General features: G+C 72.6%; 16 protein-coding genes. 10 read left to right on the forward strand and 6 right to left on the reverse strand.

Annotated features, from left to right (window positions below; all coding sequences use genetic code 11):
* Nucleotides 1–44: 44 nt before the first annotated feature.
* The 4 genes from Dsi01nite_RS36105 to Dsi01nite_RS36120 all read left to right on the forward strand — a co-directional run bounded on the left by Dsi01nite_RS36105 (nt 45) and on the right by Dsi01nite_RS36120 (nt 5,260).
* Nucleotides 45–1,823, forward strand: a complete 1,779-nt coding sequence (locus Dsi01nite_RS36105) for a serine/threonine protein kinase (RefSeq protein ID WP_203850854.1) — start codon at nt 45–47, stop codon at nt 1,821–1,823.
* Between the two features lie 92 nt (nt 1,824–1,915).
* Entirely contained in the window at nt 1,916–2,443 is a 528-nt protein-coding gene (locus tag Dsi01nite_RS36110; protein ID WP_203850855.1) for a PadR family transcriptional regulator, read from the forward strand.
* Nucleotides 2,436–3,113: an ABC transporter ATP-binding protein gene (locus Dsi01nite_RS36115; RefSeq protein ID WP_203850856.1), complete on the forward strand. Its 678-nt coding sequence runs from the start codon at nt 2,436–2,438 to the stop codon at nt 3,111–3,113. Before Dsi01nite_RS36110 ends, Dsi01nite_RS36115 begins: the two co-directional genes overlap by 8 nt.
* Complete coding sequence (locus Dsi01nite_RS36120; protein WP_203850857.1) at nt 3,110–5,260, forward strand: FtsX-like permease family protein; 2,151 nt, start codon at nt 3,110–3,112, stop codon at nt 5,258–5,260. Before Dsi01nite_RS36115 ends, Dsi01nite_RS36120 begins: the two co-directional genes overlap by 4 nt.
* A gap of 3 nt (nt 5,261–5,263) precedes the next feature.
* On the opposite strand, the gene Dsi01nite_RS36125 is transcribed toward Dsi01nite_RS36120, so the two are convergent.
* Entirely contained in the window at nt 5,264–5,788 is a 525-nt protein-coding gene (locus Dsi01nite_RS36125; protein ID WP_203850858.1) for an NUDIX domain-containing protein, read from the reverse strand.
* 41 nt (nt 5,789–5,829) lie between these two features.
* Here Dsi01nite_RS36125 and Dsi01nite_RS36130 point away from each other — a divergent pair, with 41 nt between their 5' ends.
* The 3 genes from Dsi01nite_RS36130 (at nt 5,830) to Dsi01nite_RS36140 (ending at nt 7,876) form a co-directional block, all read left to right on the forward strand.
* The gene (locus Dsi01nite_RS36130) at nt 5,830–6,588 is read left to right on the forward strand and encodes a thioesterase family protein (RefSeq protein ID WP_203850859.1); all 759 of its coding nucleotides are present in this window, start codon (nt 5,830–5,832) and stop codon (nt 6,586–6,588) included.
* A 64-nt stretch (nt 6,589–6,652) separates the two neighbouring features.
* Nucleotides 6,653–7,282: a transcriptional repressor LexA gene (lexA, locus tag Dsi01nite_RS36135; protein WP_239136418.1), complete on the forward strand. Its 630-nt coding sequence runs from the start codon at nt 6,653–6,655 to the stop codon at nt 7,280–7,282.
* Between the two features lie 120 nt (nt 7,283–7,402).
* Entirely contained in the window at nt 7,403–7,876 is a 474-nt protein-coding gene (locus Dsi01nite_RS36140; protein ID WP_275423441.1) for an alpha/beta fold hydrolase, read from the forward strand.
* Between the two features lie 71 nt (nt 7,877–7,947).
* Here Dsi01nite_RS36140 and Dsi01nite_RS36145 read toward each other — a convergent pair whose 3' ends face one another.
* A complete protein-coding gene (locus Dsi01nite_RS36145; protein ID WP_203850861.1) occupies nt 7,948–8,631 on the reverse strand; it encodes a Crp/Fnr family transcriptional regulator in 684 nt (227 codons plus the stop codon).
* A 187-nt stretch (nt 8,632–8,818) separates the two neighbouring features.
* Here Dsi01nite_RS36145 and Dsi01nite_RS36150 point away from each other — a divergent pair, with 187 nt between their 5' ends.
* Entirely contained in the window at nt 8,819–9,409 is a 591-nt protein-coding gene (locus Dsi01nite_RS36150) for a dihydrofolate reductase family protein (RefSeq protein ID WP_239136420.1), read from the forward strand.
* On the opposite strand, the gene Dsi01nite_RS36155 is transcribed toward Dsi01nite_RS36150, so the two are convergent.
* The 3 genes from Dsi01nite_RS36155 to Dsi01nite_RS36165 are packed head-to-tail and all read right to left on the reverse strand — an operon-like array spanning nt 9,385 to nt 11,323.
* Nucleotides 9,385–10,197, reverse strand: a complete 813-nt coding sequence (locus tag Dsi01nite_RS36155; RefSeq protein ID WP_203850862.1) for a hypothetical protein — start codon at nt 10,195–10,197, stop codon at nt 9,385–9,387. The two genes, Dsi01nite_RS36150 and Dsi01nite_RS36155, sit on opposite strands and share 25 nt — an antisense overlap.
* A 33-nt stretch (nt 10,198–10,230) precedes the next feature.
* On the reverse strand, nt 10,231–10,749 hold the full coding sequence (locus Dsi01nite_RS36160) for a hypothetical protein (protein ID WP_203850863.1): 519 nt from the start codon (nt 10,747–10,749) through the stop codon (nt 10,231–10,233).
* 1 nt (nt 10,750) lies between these two features.
* Complete coding sequence (locus Dsi01nite_RS36165; protein ID WP_203850864.1) at nt 10,751–11,323, reverse strand: hypothetical protein; 573 nt, start codon at nt 11,321–11,323, stop codon at nt 10,751–10,753.
* Nucleotides 11,324–11,502: 179 nt separating this feature from the next.
* Here Dsi01nite_RS36165 and Dsi01nite_RS36170 point away from each other — a divergent pair, with 179 nt between their 5' ends.
* Nucleotides 11,503–13,854, forward strand: a complete 2,352-nt coding sequence (locus Dsi01nite_RS36170) for an ATP-binding protein (RefSeq protein WP_203850865.1) — start codon at nt 11,503–11,505, stop codon at nt 13,852–13,854.
* Nucleotides 13,855–13,872: 18 nt separating this feature from the next.
* On the opposite strand, the gene Dsi01nite_RS36175 is transcribed toward Dsi01nite_RS36170, so the two are convergent.
* Nucleotides 13,873–15,720, reverse strand: a complete 1,848-nt coding sequence (locus Dsi01nite_RS36175) for a zinc metalloprotease (RefSeq protein WP_203850866.1) — start codon at nt 15,718–15,720, stop codon at nt 13,873–13,875.
* A gap of 376 nt (nt 15,721–16,096) precedes the next feature.
* Between Dsi01nite_RS36175 and Dsi01nite_RS36180 the strand changes: the two genes are divergently transcribed.
* Nucleotides 16,097–16,975: a hypothetical protein gene (locus tag Dsi01nite_RS36180; protein ID WP_203850867.1), complete on the forward strand. Its 879-nt coding sequence runs from the start codon at nt 16,097–16,099 to the stop codon at nt 16,973–16,975.
* Nucleotides 16,976–16,991 lie beyond the last annotated feature (16 nt).

Below are 16,991 nucleotides of genomic sequence, written 5' to 3' on the forward strand. Positions count from 1 at the left end.
CACAATCTTCCCGGCCGACAGATGCATACGGGGGGACGAAACCGATGACGGGCAACGAGCTGCCAGGATCGCCGCTACGGCCCGGGGACCCGAGGCAGCTCGGCCGGTACACCATGATCAGCCGGCTCGGCGAGGGCGGCATGGGCAGCGTCTACCTGGCGCAGACCCCGGACGGCGGGCTCGTCGCGGTCAAGGTGATCCGCGGCGACCTGGCCCACGACGACCAGTTCCGGCGCCGGTTCCGCAGCGAGGTCAACCGCGCCCGGCAGGTCCCGCCGTTCTGCACCGCCGAGGTCCTCGACGCCGACCCCGATCACGAGCTGCCGTATCTGGTCGTCGAGTTCGTCGACGGGCCGAGCCTGTCGGACGTCGTGCGCCAGCGGGGCCCGTTGACGACGTCGAACCTGCACGGTCTCGCGATCGGCGTCGCGACCGCGCTCACCGCGATCCACGGCGCCGGGGTCATCCACCGTGACCTGAAGCCCAACAACGTCCTGCTCGCGGCCGGCAGCCCGAAGGTCATCGACTTCGGCATCGCCCATTCGCCGTCGGCGACGACCGGGCTCACCCGCACCGACCAGGTGGTCGGCACCGTCGCGTACATGGCACCGGAGCGGTTCGGCCCGGTCGACGGCCCGCCCGTCACCCCGGCGGTGGACATCTTCTCCTGGGGCGCCGTCATCGCCTACGCCGCCACCGGCCGCAACCCGTTCGGGTCGGACGCCGGGCCGATCATCGCCACCCGGATCCTGACCCAGCCGCCGGACCTGACCGGGCTGTCCGGGCTGCTGCGCGAGCTGGTCGAGCAGGCCCTGGCCAAGGACCCCGCGGACCGGCCGACCGCCCGCGGGCTGCTCGACCGGCTGCTGGTCGCCGGGCCTTCCCAGCCCAGCGCGGTGGCGGCCGCGTTCGCCCGCCAACCGGCCCTCCTGGTCGCCGCCGAGGAGGCCGTCCAGGCAACGGACCTGCAGACCTCCCCGTCGCTGGGCACCACGGACGGGCAACCACCCGCGGCGCCGCGCGACCCGGACGCGACGACGAGGTTCGTGGACGACGCGCAGTTCGCGGTGCCTGCGGCGGCGGCCCCGGCGGTCCCGGTGGCCGCATCAGGTGGCGGGCGGTGGGGACGGGCCGTCGTCGCGGTGGTGGCGGTCGCCGCGATCATCACGTCGCTCACCGTCGCCGGTCTCGTCTACGGCGTCATCCCGCTGCCGTCCCGCGGCGCACCGTCGGCGTCGCCCACCACCTCCGCGAGCCCGACCGCCCCAGGCTCGCCGGGCGCGAGCGGCAAGGTGTTCATCGCCGACCCGCTCACCGCCGTCGGTATGTGGCAGGCCCGCGACGACAAGGAGAACCGGGCGACCTGCCGGTTCGACAACGCGCTCGTGGTCACCAAACAGAGCGCCGGGCCCTACCGGTGCCCGGGCGTGCAGGACGAGCTGACCGACTTCAGCGTGACCGTCGACGTTCGGCTGCTGACCGCGGGCAGCTGCGCCGGGATCTGGTTGCGCTTCTCCACCACGGGCTACGTCCTGCGGGTCTGCGCCGACGGCGCCTCCCTGGCGACGCACGACGCTGCGACCATCACGCCGGTGCGCACGTTGCCGTCCGTCGGCCCGGTCGCGCTGAACACCGTGACCAGGATCGGCATCACGGCCCAGGGGACGAACGTGACGTTCACCCGCGACGGCCGGGACGCCGGGACCTGGAACGAGGCACGGTTCCGGAGAGGCCGCGTCGTGCTCGGCATCCTCCAGGCCGACCAGACCAGCGAGCCGCCGCCGTTCGCCGTCTCGTTCGCCAACCTCGAGATCCGCACCTGACAGTTCGGACCGCTCCTTGAGGGGGATCGGTCTCGCTGTATCTACGCTGAGGGTATATACGCGGCGTATACGCTCAGCGTATGGTGGTCTCCATGAGCGTTCCCCTCACGTTGCTCGGGCTCCTGGAACGGGAGCCGAGCCACGGCTATGACCTCAAGCGCGACTACGACACCTTCTTCGGCCGCGGCAAGCCGCTGTCGTTCGGTCAGGTCTATGCGACGCTGAGCCGCCTCGCCCGCGACGGCAAGGTCGTGATCAGCGACGTCGAGCCCGGCGAAGGCCCCGACCGGAAGCGGTATGTCATCACCGACGCCGGCGCGACCGAGGTCGACGCGTGGCTCACCGAACCGGTCGAGCCGGAGCCGCACCTGCAGACCGTCCTGTTCGCCAAGGTCGTGCTGTCGCTGATGCTCGGCCGCTCCGCCGAGGACTACCTCGACCTGCAACGCAACGCGCACCTGCGTCGCATGCAGGCGCTCACCGACATCAAGCGCGCCGGCAACCTCGTCGACGCGATGCTCGCCGACCACGGGCTGTTCCACCTCGAGGCCGACCTGCACTGGATCGAGACGACGGTGGCCCGCCTCGACGCACTCACCAAGGAGGTCCGCGATGCTTGAGGCCCGCGACGTGAAGCTCGCCTTCGGGCAGACCCCGGCGCTGCGCGGCGCCACTCTGGCCGTCGCCGAGGGCGAGATCGTCGCCGTGATGGGGCCCAGCGGCTCCGGCAAGTCGACCCTCCTGCACTGCCTCGCCGGCATCCTCGTGCCGGATGAGGGCGAGATCATGTTCGACGGCACCCGCGTCGACCAGCTCGACGAGACCCGCCGCAGCACCCTGCGCCGCGACCGGTTCGGCTTCGTGTTCCAGTTCGGCCAGCTGGTGCCGGAGCTCACCGCCGAGGACAACGTCGCCCTGCCGCTGCTGCTCGGCGGCGCCCGCCGAGCCGCCGCCGTCGCGGAGGCCCGGCCCTGGTTCGCCAAGCTCGGCCTCGACGGGCTGGAGCAGCGCCGCTCCGGCGAACTGTCCGGCGGTGAGGCGCAGCGCGTCGCTCTCGCCCGCGCGCTCGTCGCCAAGCCCCGCGTCCTGTTCGCCGACGAGCCCACCGGCTCCCTCGACTCGCTCACCGGCGAGCAGGTCATGGACCTCATGGTCGACTCCGCCCGCGCCCAGGGCACCACCGTCGTCCTCGTCACCCACGAGGCAAGGGTCGCCGCGTACGCCGACCGCCAGGTCATCGTCCGCGACGGCCGGGTGCACGCCCTCGCCGCCGCCCGGGGCGCGTCATGATCCGGTTCGGGGTGCGGCTCACCCTCGCCGGCGGCCGCGAGGCGCTCGTGCGGCTCGTGGTCATGGCCGGCGCCGTCGCACTCGGCGTGTGGCTGCTGGTGAGCACCCTGGCCGCCGTCAACGCGGTGGACGGCCAGTTCGGCCGGTTCGCGGCGCTCCGCCCGATGCCCTCCGCCGACGGTCCGCTGTGGTGGGCCGAACGCTACGACTACTTCGACGGCCAGTCCATCGTGCGGATCGAAGTCGCCGCGACCTCGGCCGGCGCACCGGTCCCGGGGGGCCTGCCGCGGCTGCCCGCAGCGGGGGAGTACTACGTCTCGCCGGCCCTCGCGGACCTGATCGCGCAGCACCCGGCGGACCAGCTCGGCGCCCGCTTCCCGGGGCGGCAGGCCGGCCTCATCGGCGACGTGGCGCTGCCCTCACCCGGCAGCCTCACCGTCATCGTCGGCAGCACGCCGGAGTTCGTCTCGCAGCTGTACCACGCCCAACGCGTCTCGGGCTTCCGGACCGAGGCATCCGGCATCCCCCTCGCCGCGCTCGACCTGATCCTGTCCGTCGTCGCCGGCGGGCTGCTCTTCCCGGTGCTCATCTTCATCGGCACCGCGACCCGGCTCACCGCCGCCCGGCGCGAGCAACGCTTCGCCGCGATGCGCCTCATCGGTGGCACCCCGCGGCAGATCTCGGTCGTCGCCGCGGTCGAGTCGACCGTCGCCGCGCTGTTCGGCACCCTCATCGGGTTCGGGCTGTACGTCGCCTTCCGCGTGCAGCTCGCCGGGATCCCGTTCACCGGCATGCCCTTCCACCTTTCCGACGTGACCCTCGGCGCGCCGATGGCCGCCGCGGTCGCGGTCGGCGTGCCCGTCGGCGCGGCCGTCGCGTCCCTGGTGGCGCTGCGCCGGGTCCGCATCTCACCGCTCGGCGTGGTGCGCCGGGTCACGCCGAAACCACCGCGCTGGTATCGGCTGATCCCGCTCCTGCTCGGCATCGCCGAACTCACCTTCTTCATCGGCCGGGTGCCGAGCCACTCCACTGCCCAGGTCGCGGTGTTCCTGCCCGGGATGCTGCTCATCATGGTGGGCCTGGTGTCCGCCGGACCGTGGCTGACGATGATCGGTGCCCGCCTGCTCGCCCGCCGGGCGCAGCGGCCCGCGACCCTCATCGCCGCCCGCCGCCTCGCCGACAACCCCGGCGCCGCCTTCCGCGCGATCAGCGGCGTCGTCGTCGGCCTGTTCGTCACCACGGTGTCCGCCGGCATCATCCAGACGATCGTCGCCGAGCGCGGCGCGTACGTCGACGCGCTCGCCGTCTCGACGATGGTCAACCGGTTCGAACGGTACCCCGACACCATCCCGGCCCCGGTCATCGCGTCGCTGGCCGCCGACCCCGCGGTCCGCACCGTGACGGTCGTCCGGAACAACCCCGTCGCCGACGCCGGCTACGCCGGTGTCGTGTCGTGCGCCGACCTCGCCCGGTCCCCCGAGTTCGGCCGCTGCGCCGACGGGGCCACGGTGGCGTGGGTGGAGGAGGGCTTCATGCAGTACCGCGAGACACACGGCGCCGGCGTCGTCTGGCCGGCCGCGCCGCTGACCGAGGCACAACTCGCCGCCCAGCCGGTCATCTCGATCGTCCTCAGCACCGACGGGTCCACCGCGGGTCTCGAACGCCTCCGCACGGCGCTGCAACTGGCGTTCCCCGACCTGCGGATTCTGCCGGCCACCGAATGGGACCGCGCCAACGACCAGAACTCGCAGCTGGCCGGCTTCGAACAGCTCGCCGCCGTGATCATCTTCGCCAGCCTGCCGATCGCCGGTTGCAGCCTCGCGGTCAGCGTCATCGCCGGTCTCACCGACCGCAAACGGCCCTTCAGCCTGCTGCGGCTCACGGGGGTACAGCTGGGCGTGCTGCGCCGCGTGGTTGCTCTGGAGAGCGCGGTGCCGCTGCTGGCCGCCGCCGTTCTCGCGGTCGCCGCCGGCCTCCTCGGCGCGCAACTGTTCCTCACCGCGCAGATGCAGTACACCCTGCACCCGCCCGGCCTCACCTACGGCGCGATCGTGGTCGGTGGGCTGCTGCTGTCACTGGGCATCATCGCCGCGACGTTCCCGCTGCTGCGCCGCATCACCGGACCGGAGACCGCCCGCAGTGAATGACGGTCAGGCCAGTCGCGCCTCGGCGAGGACGCGGGCCATGATGCGGACCGAACCGTCCGCGTAGTCCCAAACCTCGTCGAGGGCGGCGGCCGCCGGCACGATCCGGCGGTGCGGCACCTCGAACCTCGGCTCCCACGGGTCGACGAGGACCTCCGCCCGCCAGAACGACCGGACCAGGACCAGGCCAAGCTCGGGCCCGGCGACGCACTCGGACCGGGAGAAGCCGAGCAGGCCGGCCGCGGTGACCCGGACACAGGCCTCCTCGCGCAGCTCGCGGCAGAGGGTCTCCAGGTCGGTCTCATCGCCCTCGGGACGGCCGCCGGGCGGGCCGAAGTGGCCTCCGTGGTGGCTGACCAGCACGAGGTCGGCGCCGGCGACACAGACGCCGCTGGCGCCGTGGGCCCTGCCTTCCGGTCGCTCACCCGGCGGGTGCCAGGACAGCAGCCAGTCCTGGTGGTTGCCACGGGCGGCGAGCGGTGTGCCGTCGGGCGCGGGCACGGCCTGCCCGACGGGAATCAGGTCCACCATCACCGCAGGCTATCGGGTGCGCGTCGACCTACGATGTCCCGATGGCGTTCTACCTTCCGCTCGGCGACGGCCGGTTCGAGTCCACCGAACACACCCGCGGGCCGTGGGACGCCGGGTCGCAGCACGCCGGACCGCCGGCGGCGCTGCTCGGGCGGGCCGTGGAGTCGGTGGCGCCACCGGGGATGCGGGTGGTGCGGCTGACGTACGAGATCGCGCGACCGGTGCCGATCGCGACGCTCGAGGTGACCGCCCGGGTGACCCGGCAGGGCCGCAGCGTCGCGCTGGTCGAGGCCGCGATCGACCCGTTCATGCGCTGCTCGGCCCTGCTCATCCGGGCCGGCGAGGACCTGGTGCCGGCCGCCACCCCGCCCGTCACGGTCCACCTGGACGGGGCCACCGCCAAACCCCTGTACCCGACGGCGCACGACGTCGGCTACCACACCGCGATGGAGTTCCGCTTCTCCGAGGGCTCCTTCCTGGAACGCGGACCCGCGACCGCCTGGCTGCGCATGCGGGAGTCCCTTGTGGACGGTGAGGAGCCGGGCCCGCTGAGCCGGGTGCTGGTCGCCGCCGACTCGGGCAACGGCATCAGCAACGAACTGGAGCTCAGCCGGTTCCTGTTCGTCAACGCCGACCTGACCGTGCACCTGCTGCGGCACCCGGTCGGCGAGTGGGTGTGCCTGCGCTCCGCGACGTCCATCGACGCCGCGGGCATCGGCCTGGCCGACACGGCCCTGCACGACCAGCACGGCCCGATCGGCCGCTCCGCACAGAGCCTGTTCGTCGCCCCCCGCCGCTGACCGCGGGGTCAACTGATCGATGGAACTTCGTACAAATGATCGAATCTTGCCGTATGGTGATCACATGGCGGACAGTGATCTCAGCGATCGGCAGCAGCACGTCCTGTCGGTGATCCGCGGCTGGGTCGAGGAGCGCGGATATCCGCCGACGGTGCGCGAGATCGGCGCCGCGGTCGGGCTCGGGTCGACCTCGTCGGTGTCGCATCACCTCAAGTCCTTGGAGCGGCTCGGATATCTGCGCCGCGACGGGCGGTGGCCGAGGGCGATGGACGCCCGCGACGCCGACACCGCGGCCGGGCCCACGGTGGTCCACCGCGACGCCGGGGTCAGCGTGCCGGTGCTCGGCGCGATCGCCGCCGGTCAGCCGATCCTCGCCGAGGAGCAGTCGGACGACGAGCTGACCCTGCCGTCCTCGCTCGTCGGGCACGGCAGCCTGTTCGCCCTGCGCGTCAAGGGTGACTCGATGATCGAGGCGGCCATCTGCGACGGCGACTTCGTCGTGGTGCGCCGCCAGCCGGTCGCCGAAAACGGTGACATCGTCGCCGCGATGATCGACGGCGAGGCGACCGTGAAGGTCTACCGGCGCCGCGACGGCCACGTCGACCTGGTGCCCCGCAACCCGTCCTACGACGTCATCCCCGGTGACGAGGCCGTCATCCTCGGCCGGGTCGTCAGCGTGCTGCGCCGCCTCTGACCGTCGCGGCGCGCGTTTCAGCGTGCTGCGCTGTCTCCGACCGTCGCGGCGAGCGTCTCTCCAGCGTGCTGCGCTGTCTCCGACCGTTGCGGCGGGCGTCTCTCCAGGGAGACGCCGGACCTGCCGGCCTCCGCGACACCGCAACCGGGGCCGTGGCTCACCGCCTACGGCGCCGTGGTCGGCGGCACCGATCCGGCCGACACCGTGCTCGTCGGGCACAGCATCGGCGGCGTCAACGTGTTGCGCCTGCTGGAGACGCACGACCCGGACCGGGACGGCAGGTTCGCCGGTGCCGTGCTGGTGGCCACGCCGGCGCGGGACGTCGGCTACGAGGCGCTGGAGGAGTTCTTCGCCGCACCGCTCGACTGGCCCAGGATCCGGCGCGCCGCCACCTCGATCCGGGTGCTCACGGCGGTCGACGACCCGGTGCTGGCACCGGACCCGATCGAGCACGTCCGGACCTTCGCCACCGAGCTCGGTGCCACGGCGACGGTGACCGCCGGCGGCGCCCACTTCGGCGCCACCCCGGACGACCACATCGAGCTCCCCGAGGTCGTCCACCTGATCCGCGACTGCCTCACCGGACCGCGATAGCGCCGCGCCGGCCGTGGCGGATCCCGGTCCATCCGAGCCCAGCCTTGCGGGCCCGGTGCTGGTCGCGAGCTTCAGGCGGCCTGCGGCATCGAGTCGGAAGAGCCCGCCCGGCGGCGCAGTGCCTCCAGATCCAGGACGGTGACCGACCGGCGGCCGGTGCGGATCCAACCCTGCCGCCGCCACACCGTGAACGTCTTCGCGATGGCCTCGCGCGACGCGCCGACCCAGTGCGCCAGGTCGTCCTGGGACAGCATCGGTCCGATGTGGACGCTGCCCCCGTGCGGCCGGCCGAAGCGGTCCGCGAGCTCGACGATCCGGGCCGCGAGCCGGTCCGCCGCGCTGTGCACGCTCAGCTCGACCCGGGTCCGGTCCGCGTCACGCAGGCGGCGGGTCACCTCCTGCGTCAGCACCAGACCCACCCGCCGGTGCGCGTCGAGGTACCCGTCCAGCGCCGCCATCGGCATCAACGCCGCCGTGACGTCGCCGAGCGCCTCGACGGTGCCGGACCGCGGCCGCCGGTCGATGGCCGACAGGTCGCCGATCAGCGCGCCCGGCCCGCAGATGGCGAGCATCACCGTGTCGCCGTCGGCGGTGTGCAGCGAGACCTTCACGTGCCCGGTGAGCAGCAGCGCCACCCAGTCCGGCGGGTCGCCCTGCCGGCACAGCACCGCACCGCCGCGCCAGGACCGCCGGAAACTCCGCCCGCTGAACGCCTGCCGCTCGGCCACCGTCAGGTGACCCCAGAATCCCGTCACGACCGCATCCCCCTTCCGACGCCGTGTTCGTTGGAACCAGATTCCAACGGCCACCACCCAGCCCCAACCTCGTTGGAAAGATCCGCGGATGCGTTCCAACCTGGGTCGAAGTTCCTCGGGTGTGGTTGTCGATCGGGGGCGGTGCCGTTCGTAGCACTGTTGAGAGCCCGGCACGTACACCGACCGCATGGAGGACAGCATGACCGCCACCTACACGTTCGACGTCTTTTCCAGCCTCGACGGCTACGGCACGGCGACCGGCAACTGGACCGGCTACTGGGGCAAACAGGGTCCCGAGCTGCTCGCGCACCGCCTCGCCCTGTACACCGAGGAGCAGCGCATGGTCTTCGGGGCAGACACGTATCGGGCGTTCTCCCGGATGCTGGCCGAGAGCACCGAGGAGTCCGAGGTCCGCGACCCCTGGGTCACCCGGATGGTCAGCTTCCCGGCCACGGTGGTGTCGAGCACGCTGCACGGGCCGCTCGACTGGCCGGACGCGACGATCGCCGGCGGGGACGGCGCGGACGTCGTCGCCCGGCTGAAGAAGGAGTCCGATGTGCCGTTGCGGTCGCACGGCAGCCTGTCGTTGAACCGGGCGCTGATGGCCGCCGGCCTGGTCGACTTCGTGCAGGTGACGGTGTTTCCGGTGATCACCGGTCAGACCGGCACGGAGCCCATCTTCCAGGGCGCGGCGGACTTCGACCTGGAGCTGATCGAGAGCCGGACCCTCGACGGGCGCACCCAGGAGCTGATCTACCGGCCCACCCTGCACGTCTGAGGTACGCATGACCACTGCGGAGACTGGAAGACCGCATCGGCCCAGCCTCCGAAGCGGAAGGCGGAAGATCCCTGCAGCTGGATGTCGAACCTCAGCTCCAGCTCCACCACGAGCGGCCTGCCCGGCACGACCTCGAAGACGATCTCGGGGAGGTTGAACGTGCCCGGCAGCGTCCGCTCGCCGGACTCGAAGGCGGACTCGAACGACAGCAACGTGTCCCACCAGTGCGCCTGGCCGATCATCGGACCGCCGGCCACGGAGATCTTCTGGTTGGCGTGCAGCAAGCACTTGGACCAGGTGTCACCGAAGCCGAGCGGCCCGTTCGCGCCGGTGGAGCCCCAGACCTGGCCCCACAGGTTCACCGGGGGAGCCGACCGGTACCACCCCGGCCTTGGCAGGCGGTCGCTGCCGATGCCGAACACCGCGGTCACGCCGGTGCTGCCGAACCACAGGTCTCCGTGGTCCCAGTGCAGCTGCCCCCGGAAGTGCAGTCCGTCGGACCGGTCGGAGACGCTCAGCCCGAACAGGTGCCCGGGCCACCACCAGTGGCTCTCGCCCCACCACCACATGCCGATGTCGGCCGCGGCGTCCGCCACCGGCGCGATGTCGAACGAGACAAGGGAGTCGTCCGCCTCCCTTGCGGGGAGCGGCTGATAGCAGCGGTGGTCCCGCATGATCCGTGCCCTGGCCCGGGCGCCGGCCGCGGCGACGCCGGCTCGCGCGTCTCCGAGGGGGGCGAGATCGTCGTTGACGACCGTGTAGCTGTCGGACACCTGGGTCTCTGTCACGGCGGAACCGTCCTGTCGTCCCGTATCAAATGTCTACAACGACGCCCTCGCCTCGGCGGTCATCAGGATCTCCTCGTCGGCCAGGCGCAGCCCGACCATTCCCAGCAGGCTGGCGGGGACGCCGATCAGGGCGAAGACAAACAGCCCGCGCAGGATCGTGCCGCCGCCGTCGGACTCGTCCATCGCGGCGAGGACGAACCGGGTGAGCACGACCATGCCGCTGCCCACGGCCAGGCAGGTGATGATGAGCAGCAGCCGGCCGAGCCGGTCGCGCCAGCCGCGGCGACGTGCGCCGCGCCAGAGGTACCGGCCGATGGTCATCACCGTGGTGCCGACGACGAAGACGGCGAACCCGTCGAGCATGGGTCCGAGGTCCTCGCGGGCGTGCGGCCCGGCGCCCAGGTCGCTGAGCTGCGGTGTCCTGTCGGCGAGGCCGAGGACGGTCAGGACCGCCCAGGCGAAGCCGCCGACCATCACCACGATGCCGACGATGATGAGGAGCAACCCGGCAAGCAGCATGAGCGGGTTCGCCGGGTGTCGGGTGGCGGGCATGTCACTCGGTCGCGGTGACGAGGACGCCGACGAGGGCGCCCACCGCGGTGCCGACGGCCGTCCCGCCGGGACTCCCGGTGAGCAGGGTGCCGATCACGCCCCCGACGGCGGCGTACTCGGCCACCGTGGCCGCCTGGTCGTTCTGGTCGTCTTCGATGAGGTCCTTCCCGATCTTGCCGAACTTGCCAATTTTGCCGATCTTGCCGCCGGCGACGGCTGGCGGCGCCGCGACCACCTGCTGGTCGGCCAGGAGGAAACTGCCGAACGCGTCGCGCAGGGCGTCGAGAATGCCGTTGGCGTCGGGGCCGAACCGGGGCGCGTCGGCGGGCTCGGCGACGAGCAGCTCGCCGGCCTTGATGCAGGTGTCCTGGGCGGGCATCGTGCCGATGCGCACCGCGACCTCCACGGGACCGCCGCCGGTGAAGTCCGCGCCCGGCTGCCAGCCCACCCGCACCGAGTCGTTGGTGGCGGGCACGGCGAACGTGAGGTGCCGCTGATCCGAGGCCTCGTCCGAACCAGCTACGACCTGGAACGCGCCGCCGTCATGCCGTTCGAGGGTGATTGTGGCGTCCATCCGTCACTCCTTCAGGGACTCGACCGGCGGCTCGCCGGTCGGACACCATCGTGGGCAGCGGGCCGGCCGGCTTGACGGTTCCGAACGGAACTGGACACGCGCCGGAATCGGCTTTACACCGTCGGAGGGCGCTGCCACCCTGGAGTGCGGCCCACGCTTCGATGGCGGGAGGTGGCGTGGTGGCAGCGCTTCCGAAGCCGGATGTCGCGGAGGGTCCGGTCAGGGACCTCGTCGACGCGCTGCACGAGCTGCATCACCGCGCCGGCTGGCCCAGTCTGCGGCGGATCGCCAAGGAAGTCGGTTGCAGCCATACCACCGTGTGGGCGGCGTTCGCGGAGCCGAAGGTTCCCCGCTGGGGGCTGCTGGAGCTCATTGTCGAGAGCCTCGACGGCGATACCGCCGCCTTCCACCGATTATGGTTGGCGGCCAGCTCCGCTGACCCACCCCCCGCGACCGCGCCGGCCGTGACGCCACCGGCCGTGACGCCACCGGCCGTGACGCCACCGGCCGTGACCACGCCGGGTGCGACGCCGCCGCGGCAGCTGATCGCCGACGTCTCCGGCTTTGTCTGCCGGCGTGCCGAGATCGCCGCGCTCGACGCGTCGCTTGCCGGAAACGGGTCAGCGGTGACGGTGGTGGCGATCTCCGGCACGGCCGGCGTGGGCAAGACGGCCCTGGCGGTGCACTGGGCGCACCAGGCGGCGGACCGGTTCCCGGACGGGCATCTGTACCTGAACCTGCGTGGGTTCGACCCCACCGGCCAGCCGCTGACGACCAGCCAGGCGGTGCGCGCGCTGCTGGACGCGTTCGACGTGCCACCGCAGCGGATCCCGGCCACCATCGACGGGCAGCTGGCCCTGTACCGGAGCATCCTGTCCGGGCGGCGCATGCTGCTGGTGCTCGACAACGCCCGCAGCGCCGAGCAGGTCCGGCCGCTGCTGCCCGGCACGGCCAGCTGCAGCACGGTCGTGACCAGCCGCAACGACCTGTTCGGCCTGGTCGTCGGGGAGGGCGCGCATCCGCTGGTCCTGGACCTGATGCCGGCCGCGGACGCCCGGGATCTGATCGCCGGGAGGATCGGCGCCGGCCGGGTCGCGGCCGAGCCGGCGGCCGTGGACCTGATCGTCGAGCGATGCGCGCGATTGCCGCTCGCGCTGGCAGTGGTGGCGGCGCGAGCCGCGACGCATCCCCGGTTCGGTCTCGCGGCGGTCGCGGACGAGCTGTCCGTGGCCCGCGGCGGACTGGACTCCTTCGGCAGTGAGGATCTGACCACCGACCTGCGGGCCGTGATCTCCTGGTCGTACGTGCAGCTGAGCCCCGACGGCGCGGGGCTGTTCAGGTTGCTCGGAGGGCATCCGGGGCCGGATCTCACGGTGCCGGCGACGGCGAGCACGGCCGGGTCGGGCGCCGGACCGGCCCGCCGGCTGCTGTCCGAGCTGGCGGCCACGAATCTGGTCACGGAGCACCTGCCGGGCCGGTACCATCTGCACGATCTCCTGCGCTCCTACGCCTCGGAGCTGGCCGAGGCCGGCGACCCGCAGGAGCGGCGCGCCGCCGTCGTGCGGATGCTCGACCACTATCTGCACACGGCGCACCGGGCCGCGCTGATCCTCAACCCGTACCGGCATCCCATCGCGCTGGAGCCGGCCGCGCCCGGCGTCACCCCGGAGTCCCTCGCCGGCTACGCACAGGCGCTCGCGTGGCTCACCGCGGAGCGGCCGGTGCTGCTGGCCGCGGTGCGTCTCGCCGCGGACGCCGGCCTCGACCGCCACGCCTGGCAGCTGGCCTGGACCATGACCACCTTCCTGGACCGGCGCGGACACTGGCACGACTGGCTGGCACTGAGCCGGGCCGCGGTCGAGGCGGCCGACCGGCTGCCGGACCCGCAAGGCCAGGCATACGCGCATCGCGGGCTGGGCCTCGCGCATTTCCGGCTCAACCAGTACGAGCCGGCGCAGGCGGAGCTGTCCACGGCGGCCGGCCTGTTCGCGGCGCGCGGCGACGCAAGCGGCCAGGCGCACGCCGAACTGGACCTGTCCTGGACGTGTGAGCGGGCGGGCCGCCACCGGGACGCGCTCGCGCACGCCCGCCGCTCGCTCGACCTGCACAGCGCCGCCGACGACCTGCCGGGCCAGGCCAGGGCGCTGAACTCGATCGGCTGGTTCGCCGCGCTGCTGCACGACCACACCACGGCGCTCGCCTACTGCCGGCGCGCCCACGCGCTGTTCCAGCAGCTCGGCGACCCCGTGGGCCAGGCGGCCACGCTGGACAGCATCGGCTACGCGAACCACCAGCTGGGCGACCACGCGGAGGCGGCCGGCTGCTACCGGCGCGCGGTCGCGATGTTCCGCGAGGCGGGGGACCGCTACCACGAGGCGCAGTCGCTGGCCAACCTGGGCGACGCGCTGCTCGCCGCGGCGGACACCGGCGGCGCGCACCACGAATGGCGGACCGCCCTGCGGATCCTGGACGAGCTGGGCCACCCCGACGCGCAGCGGGTGCGGCACCGCCTCGCCGTGCCGGTCAGCTGACCGGCACGGCGGACATGGTCATCCGTTGCCCTGGTAGCGGCGGGCCAGGCGGGCCGTGCTCTGCGCCGTCTGGGGATCGAAGTTGCCCAGCGCGGCCGCGTCCAGGCCGCCCAGCAGCGCCGCGGCCCGTCCGGGGTCGGCCGGCCGCTGCGCGAACGCGCCGTTGCGGACCCGGACGAAGTGGCGTCCGGCGTTGATGCCGGCAGCGCGGGCGATGGCGGTGGCCACCGGGTCGGCGGGACCGTTGACGGCGCTGCGGCGTTCGTACACCGCCATCAGGTCGTCCTCGGCCCGGGTGAGGCAGTCGCTGCCGCCGAGGGCGAAGTACGTGCCGACGTCGGGCCGGGACAGGACCAACGCGTCGTGCTCGTCGCCCACGTCCTTCGGGTACCCGATGCGGATCCGCAGCACCTCGCCGACGACGAGCTGGTCCGTGTCCGGCGGCCCCGCCGTCGGCCGGCTCAGCAGCGGCAGCACCTGATACGTGCCGGGCTCGGCGAAGGCGAAGCCGCCGGAGCCGAACGTGAGGTTGACGTTGTTGCTCAGCGTGCCGCCGGGCGCGAGGGTGACCTCCGTCGACTCGTCCTCCAGCTCGCACGCCTGCATCAGCGGCACGAACGGGCTGGCGTCGGCGAAGGACCGGTCATCGGTCGTGCCGGTGACCCGCCGGATCAGCAGCTCCAGTCCGCCGGTCTTCGGATCCAACGGATTGGACGGGAACTGCACCGCGGTGTCGCCGACGTTCTGCAGCGTGACGCCGAGCAGGACCGGCTGGCCGTAGGCGAACAGCGGCCCGTTCTGCGGCGGCACCAGCGCCAGCCGCATCCCCGTCTGCGGCACCTCCGGCAGGTACGGCACGTAGCCGCCGCCGGTGTCCCGCCAGTACCGCACCGAGTGGAACGCGGCGTCGCCGGGGCGGACCGCGCCGCGCGGGCCGTGCCGCAGGAACTCCAGCTCGTCCGCGTCGAACGTGTACGCGAACCTGGTCCAGTAGTCCTCGACGTGCCCGCCCCGCAGGTACCGCTGCGGGTAGTTCATGAACGACGTGGAGTCGGCCCGGCCGACGGCGCGCTCGAACCGGTGCGCCAGGTTCAGCGCGTGACCCAGCTCGTGCACGGCCGTGCGCAGGATCTGCCGGTCCTCGTCGTCGTCCTTGACCAGCTCGCGGATGGTGTCGACGAACACCGCCGAGCCCTGCCGCGGCAGCGGCCAGGTCTGGTCGAACATGATGCCGGCGAGCGACGGCCGGCTGCACCGGGACAGCAGCAGCAGGTGCAGCTTCCAGGCGGGCACCAGCCCGGCCGGCCCGCTGAGGTCGGTCATCAGGTCGTTGAGGACCGAGAAGATGGTCGAGTAGTCCCACGGCTCAGGGGGAGCGGGGACGGGGGACGGCGCCGCGGTGACGGTGGTGGCGAAGCCGGCCGAGCGCAGGCAGCTCCCGAGGTCCATGGGTGCACCCTGGAAGTCCACCGGTGCGGGCGCCCGCACACCCGACTCGAGGTCGACCTCGACGCCGAGGTCGCGCACGTCGTCGCCCTGCCGCGCCACGGTGCCCGGGTAGTCCGCCGGCGGTAGGCCGTTGAGTGAGTGGTCCAGGTGCAGCGTCACCGCCAGCTGCTCCGGGTGCGCCGGCACCGCGGCGACGGCGATCGTCCCGGTCGCGGTGGCGCCCGGCACGTCCTGCCACTGCGCCGGCCAACGCCCGTGCGGCGCGTCGACCTTCACGCCCGGCGCGGTCCGCACCGACGCGAGGTAGGTCAGACCACGCGACACGTCGGCGCTCAGTACACCGCTGCCACCCAGGTCGACCCTCAGCACGATGGAGAGTTCTTCGGTGCCGCCAACGTAGCGGCCATCAGTCTTCATCAGGTGACTGTGCGCCGCGCCGGGACCGGGTTGACGAACTCTGACAGATCCCAACAGCCCTTGTCCGGTGCCCGACATGCGCTGGTGAGGTCGGCGGAAAACCTTCCCGGAGACGCGTGCAAGGTTGTGGGGCCCGTGGGCGTACTGATGGGGGGAGGTTACGTATGGACGGCGGGGCCGCCCGAGCGCGGCGCCCCACCGGCGAGGACACCGCCCTGCGGGTCGCCGTCCAGGTCATCTCCGTCACGACCCGGCGCGACGATCAGCACGCTGCCCGTCAAGGGGTACGTGGCCGGCGCCTGCAGCTGGTCGACCGACAGCCGCTACGTGGTGACCGAGATGCGGCCCCCGATGAGCCATCCTTGATCATTATCCGGTGACGACATTGGCGGAGCGGTATCAGGCCGGGGAGCGCCGGCAGGTCTGGGACGAACTGGTCGCCCTGGGCCCGGCGGCCTACGACGACCGGTGGCACGCGGATGCGACGGCGGTGGCGGAGGCGACCATGCAGCGGGTCGCGGCGAACATCGCCACCGTCGTCGAGCGCCTCAACCGGATGGACTACCGCTTCGCCGTGCAGTACCTGCGGAACCAGCGGGCCGAGGAGGTGCGCTCCGGCGCCTACGAGCGGCGCCGTGCGAGGATGGTCGCCCTCGGCCTCGACCCCTCCCTGATCAAGGAACCGGTGGTGGAGGACGACCTGAACCAGTTCCACTACCGGTGGCAGCCACGCCAGGGCGCCCGCGGTGAGGGGATCGAGCGCGCGGAACGCATCTGCGGCCCGCTGCCGATCTCCCTGCGCGCCATGTGGAGCATCGTCGGCGACGTCGCGCTGCTGGGGTCGTTCCGATCGTGGGTGCCGTCGGCGTTCGTGTTCGAGGACGAGATTCCGTGGCCGGCGCCCGGCCGCCACTCCGCGCCGCTGGATCTCAGCGACGAAGAGGCGATCTTCGCCTACTGCGTCCCCGGCACCGACGAGATCGGCAGCAGGTACCGCGACGCCGCCGGGCGGTTCGGGGTGACCGTCGGCGCCGACGAGATCCACGGCGCCGGATACTCCGGTGGCGTCCACCAGGTCCGGATACCGGACGCCGTCGCCGACCCGGTCGTCGACGGGGTGTGGGGCCACGAGGGCATCCGGCTGGTCGAGTACCTGCGGCTGTGCTTCGAGTGGGGCGGCTTCCCCGGCTTCGCCGAAGAGGACGACGTTCCCGCGGAGATTGCCGTCCTGCGGGAGGGGCTGCTGGCCATCTGACGCGGTCCGTAGAATG

Source organism: Dactylosporangium siamense, assembly GCF_016862795.1.
GTDB classification, from domain to species: domain Bacteria; phylum Actinomycetota; class Actinomycetes; order Mycobacteriales; family Micromonosporaceae; genus Dactylosporangium; species Dactylosporangium siamense.

Bases quoted from the DNA above. Each gene is read 5' to 3' on its own strand.
- Dsi01nite_RS36105 (WP_203850854.1), top strand. From the start codon at position 45: ATGACGGGCAACGAGCTGCCAGGATCGCCGCTACGGCCCGGGGACCCG.
- Dsi01nite_RS36110 (WP_203850855.1), top strand. From the start codon at position 1,916: ATGAGCGTTCCCCTCACGTTGCTCGGGCTCCTGGAACGGGAGCCGAGC.
- Dsi01nite_RS36115 (WP_203850856.1), top strand. From the start codon at position 2,436: ATGCTTGAGGCCCGCGACGTGAAGCTCGCCTTCGGGCAGACCCCGGCG.
- Dsi01nite_RS36120 (WP_203850857.1), top strand. From the start codon at position 3,110: ATGATCCGGTTCGGGGTGCGGCTCACCCTCGCCGGCGGCCGCGAGGCG.
- Dsi01nite_RS36125 (WP_203850858.1), bottom strand. From the start codon at position 5,788: ATGGTGGACCTGATTCCCGTCGGGCAGGCCGTGCCCGCGCCCGACGGC.
- Dsi01nite_RS36130 (WP_203850859.1), top strand. From the start codon at position 5,830: ATGGCGTTCTACCTTCCGCTCGGCGACGGCCGGTTCGAGTCCACCGAA.
- lexA (WP_239136418.1), top strand. From the start codon at position 6,653: ATGGCGGACAGTGATCTCAGCGATCGGCAGCAGCACGTCCTGTCGGTG.
- Dsi01nite_RS36150 (WP_239136420.1), top strand. From the start codon at position 8,819: ATGGAGGACAGCATGACCGCCACCTACACGTTCGACGTCTTTTCCAGC.
- Dsi01nite_RS36160 (WP_203850863.1), bottom strand. From the start codon at position 10,749: ATGCCCGCCACCCGACACCCGGCGAACCCGCTCATGCTGCTTGCCGGG.
- Dsi01nite_RS36165 (WP_203850864.1), bottom strand. From the start codon at position 11,323: ATGGACGCCACAATCACCCTCGAACGGCATGACGGCGGCGCGTTCCAG.
- Dsi01nite_RS36175 (WP_203850866.1), bottom strand. From the start codon at position 15,720: ATGAAGACTGATGGCCGCTACGTTGGCGGCACCGAAGAACTCTCCATC.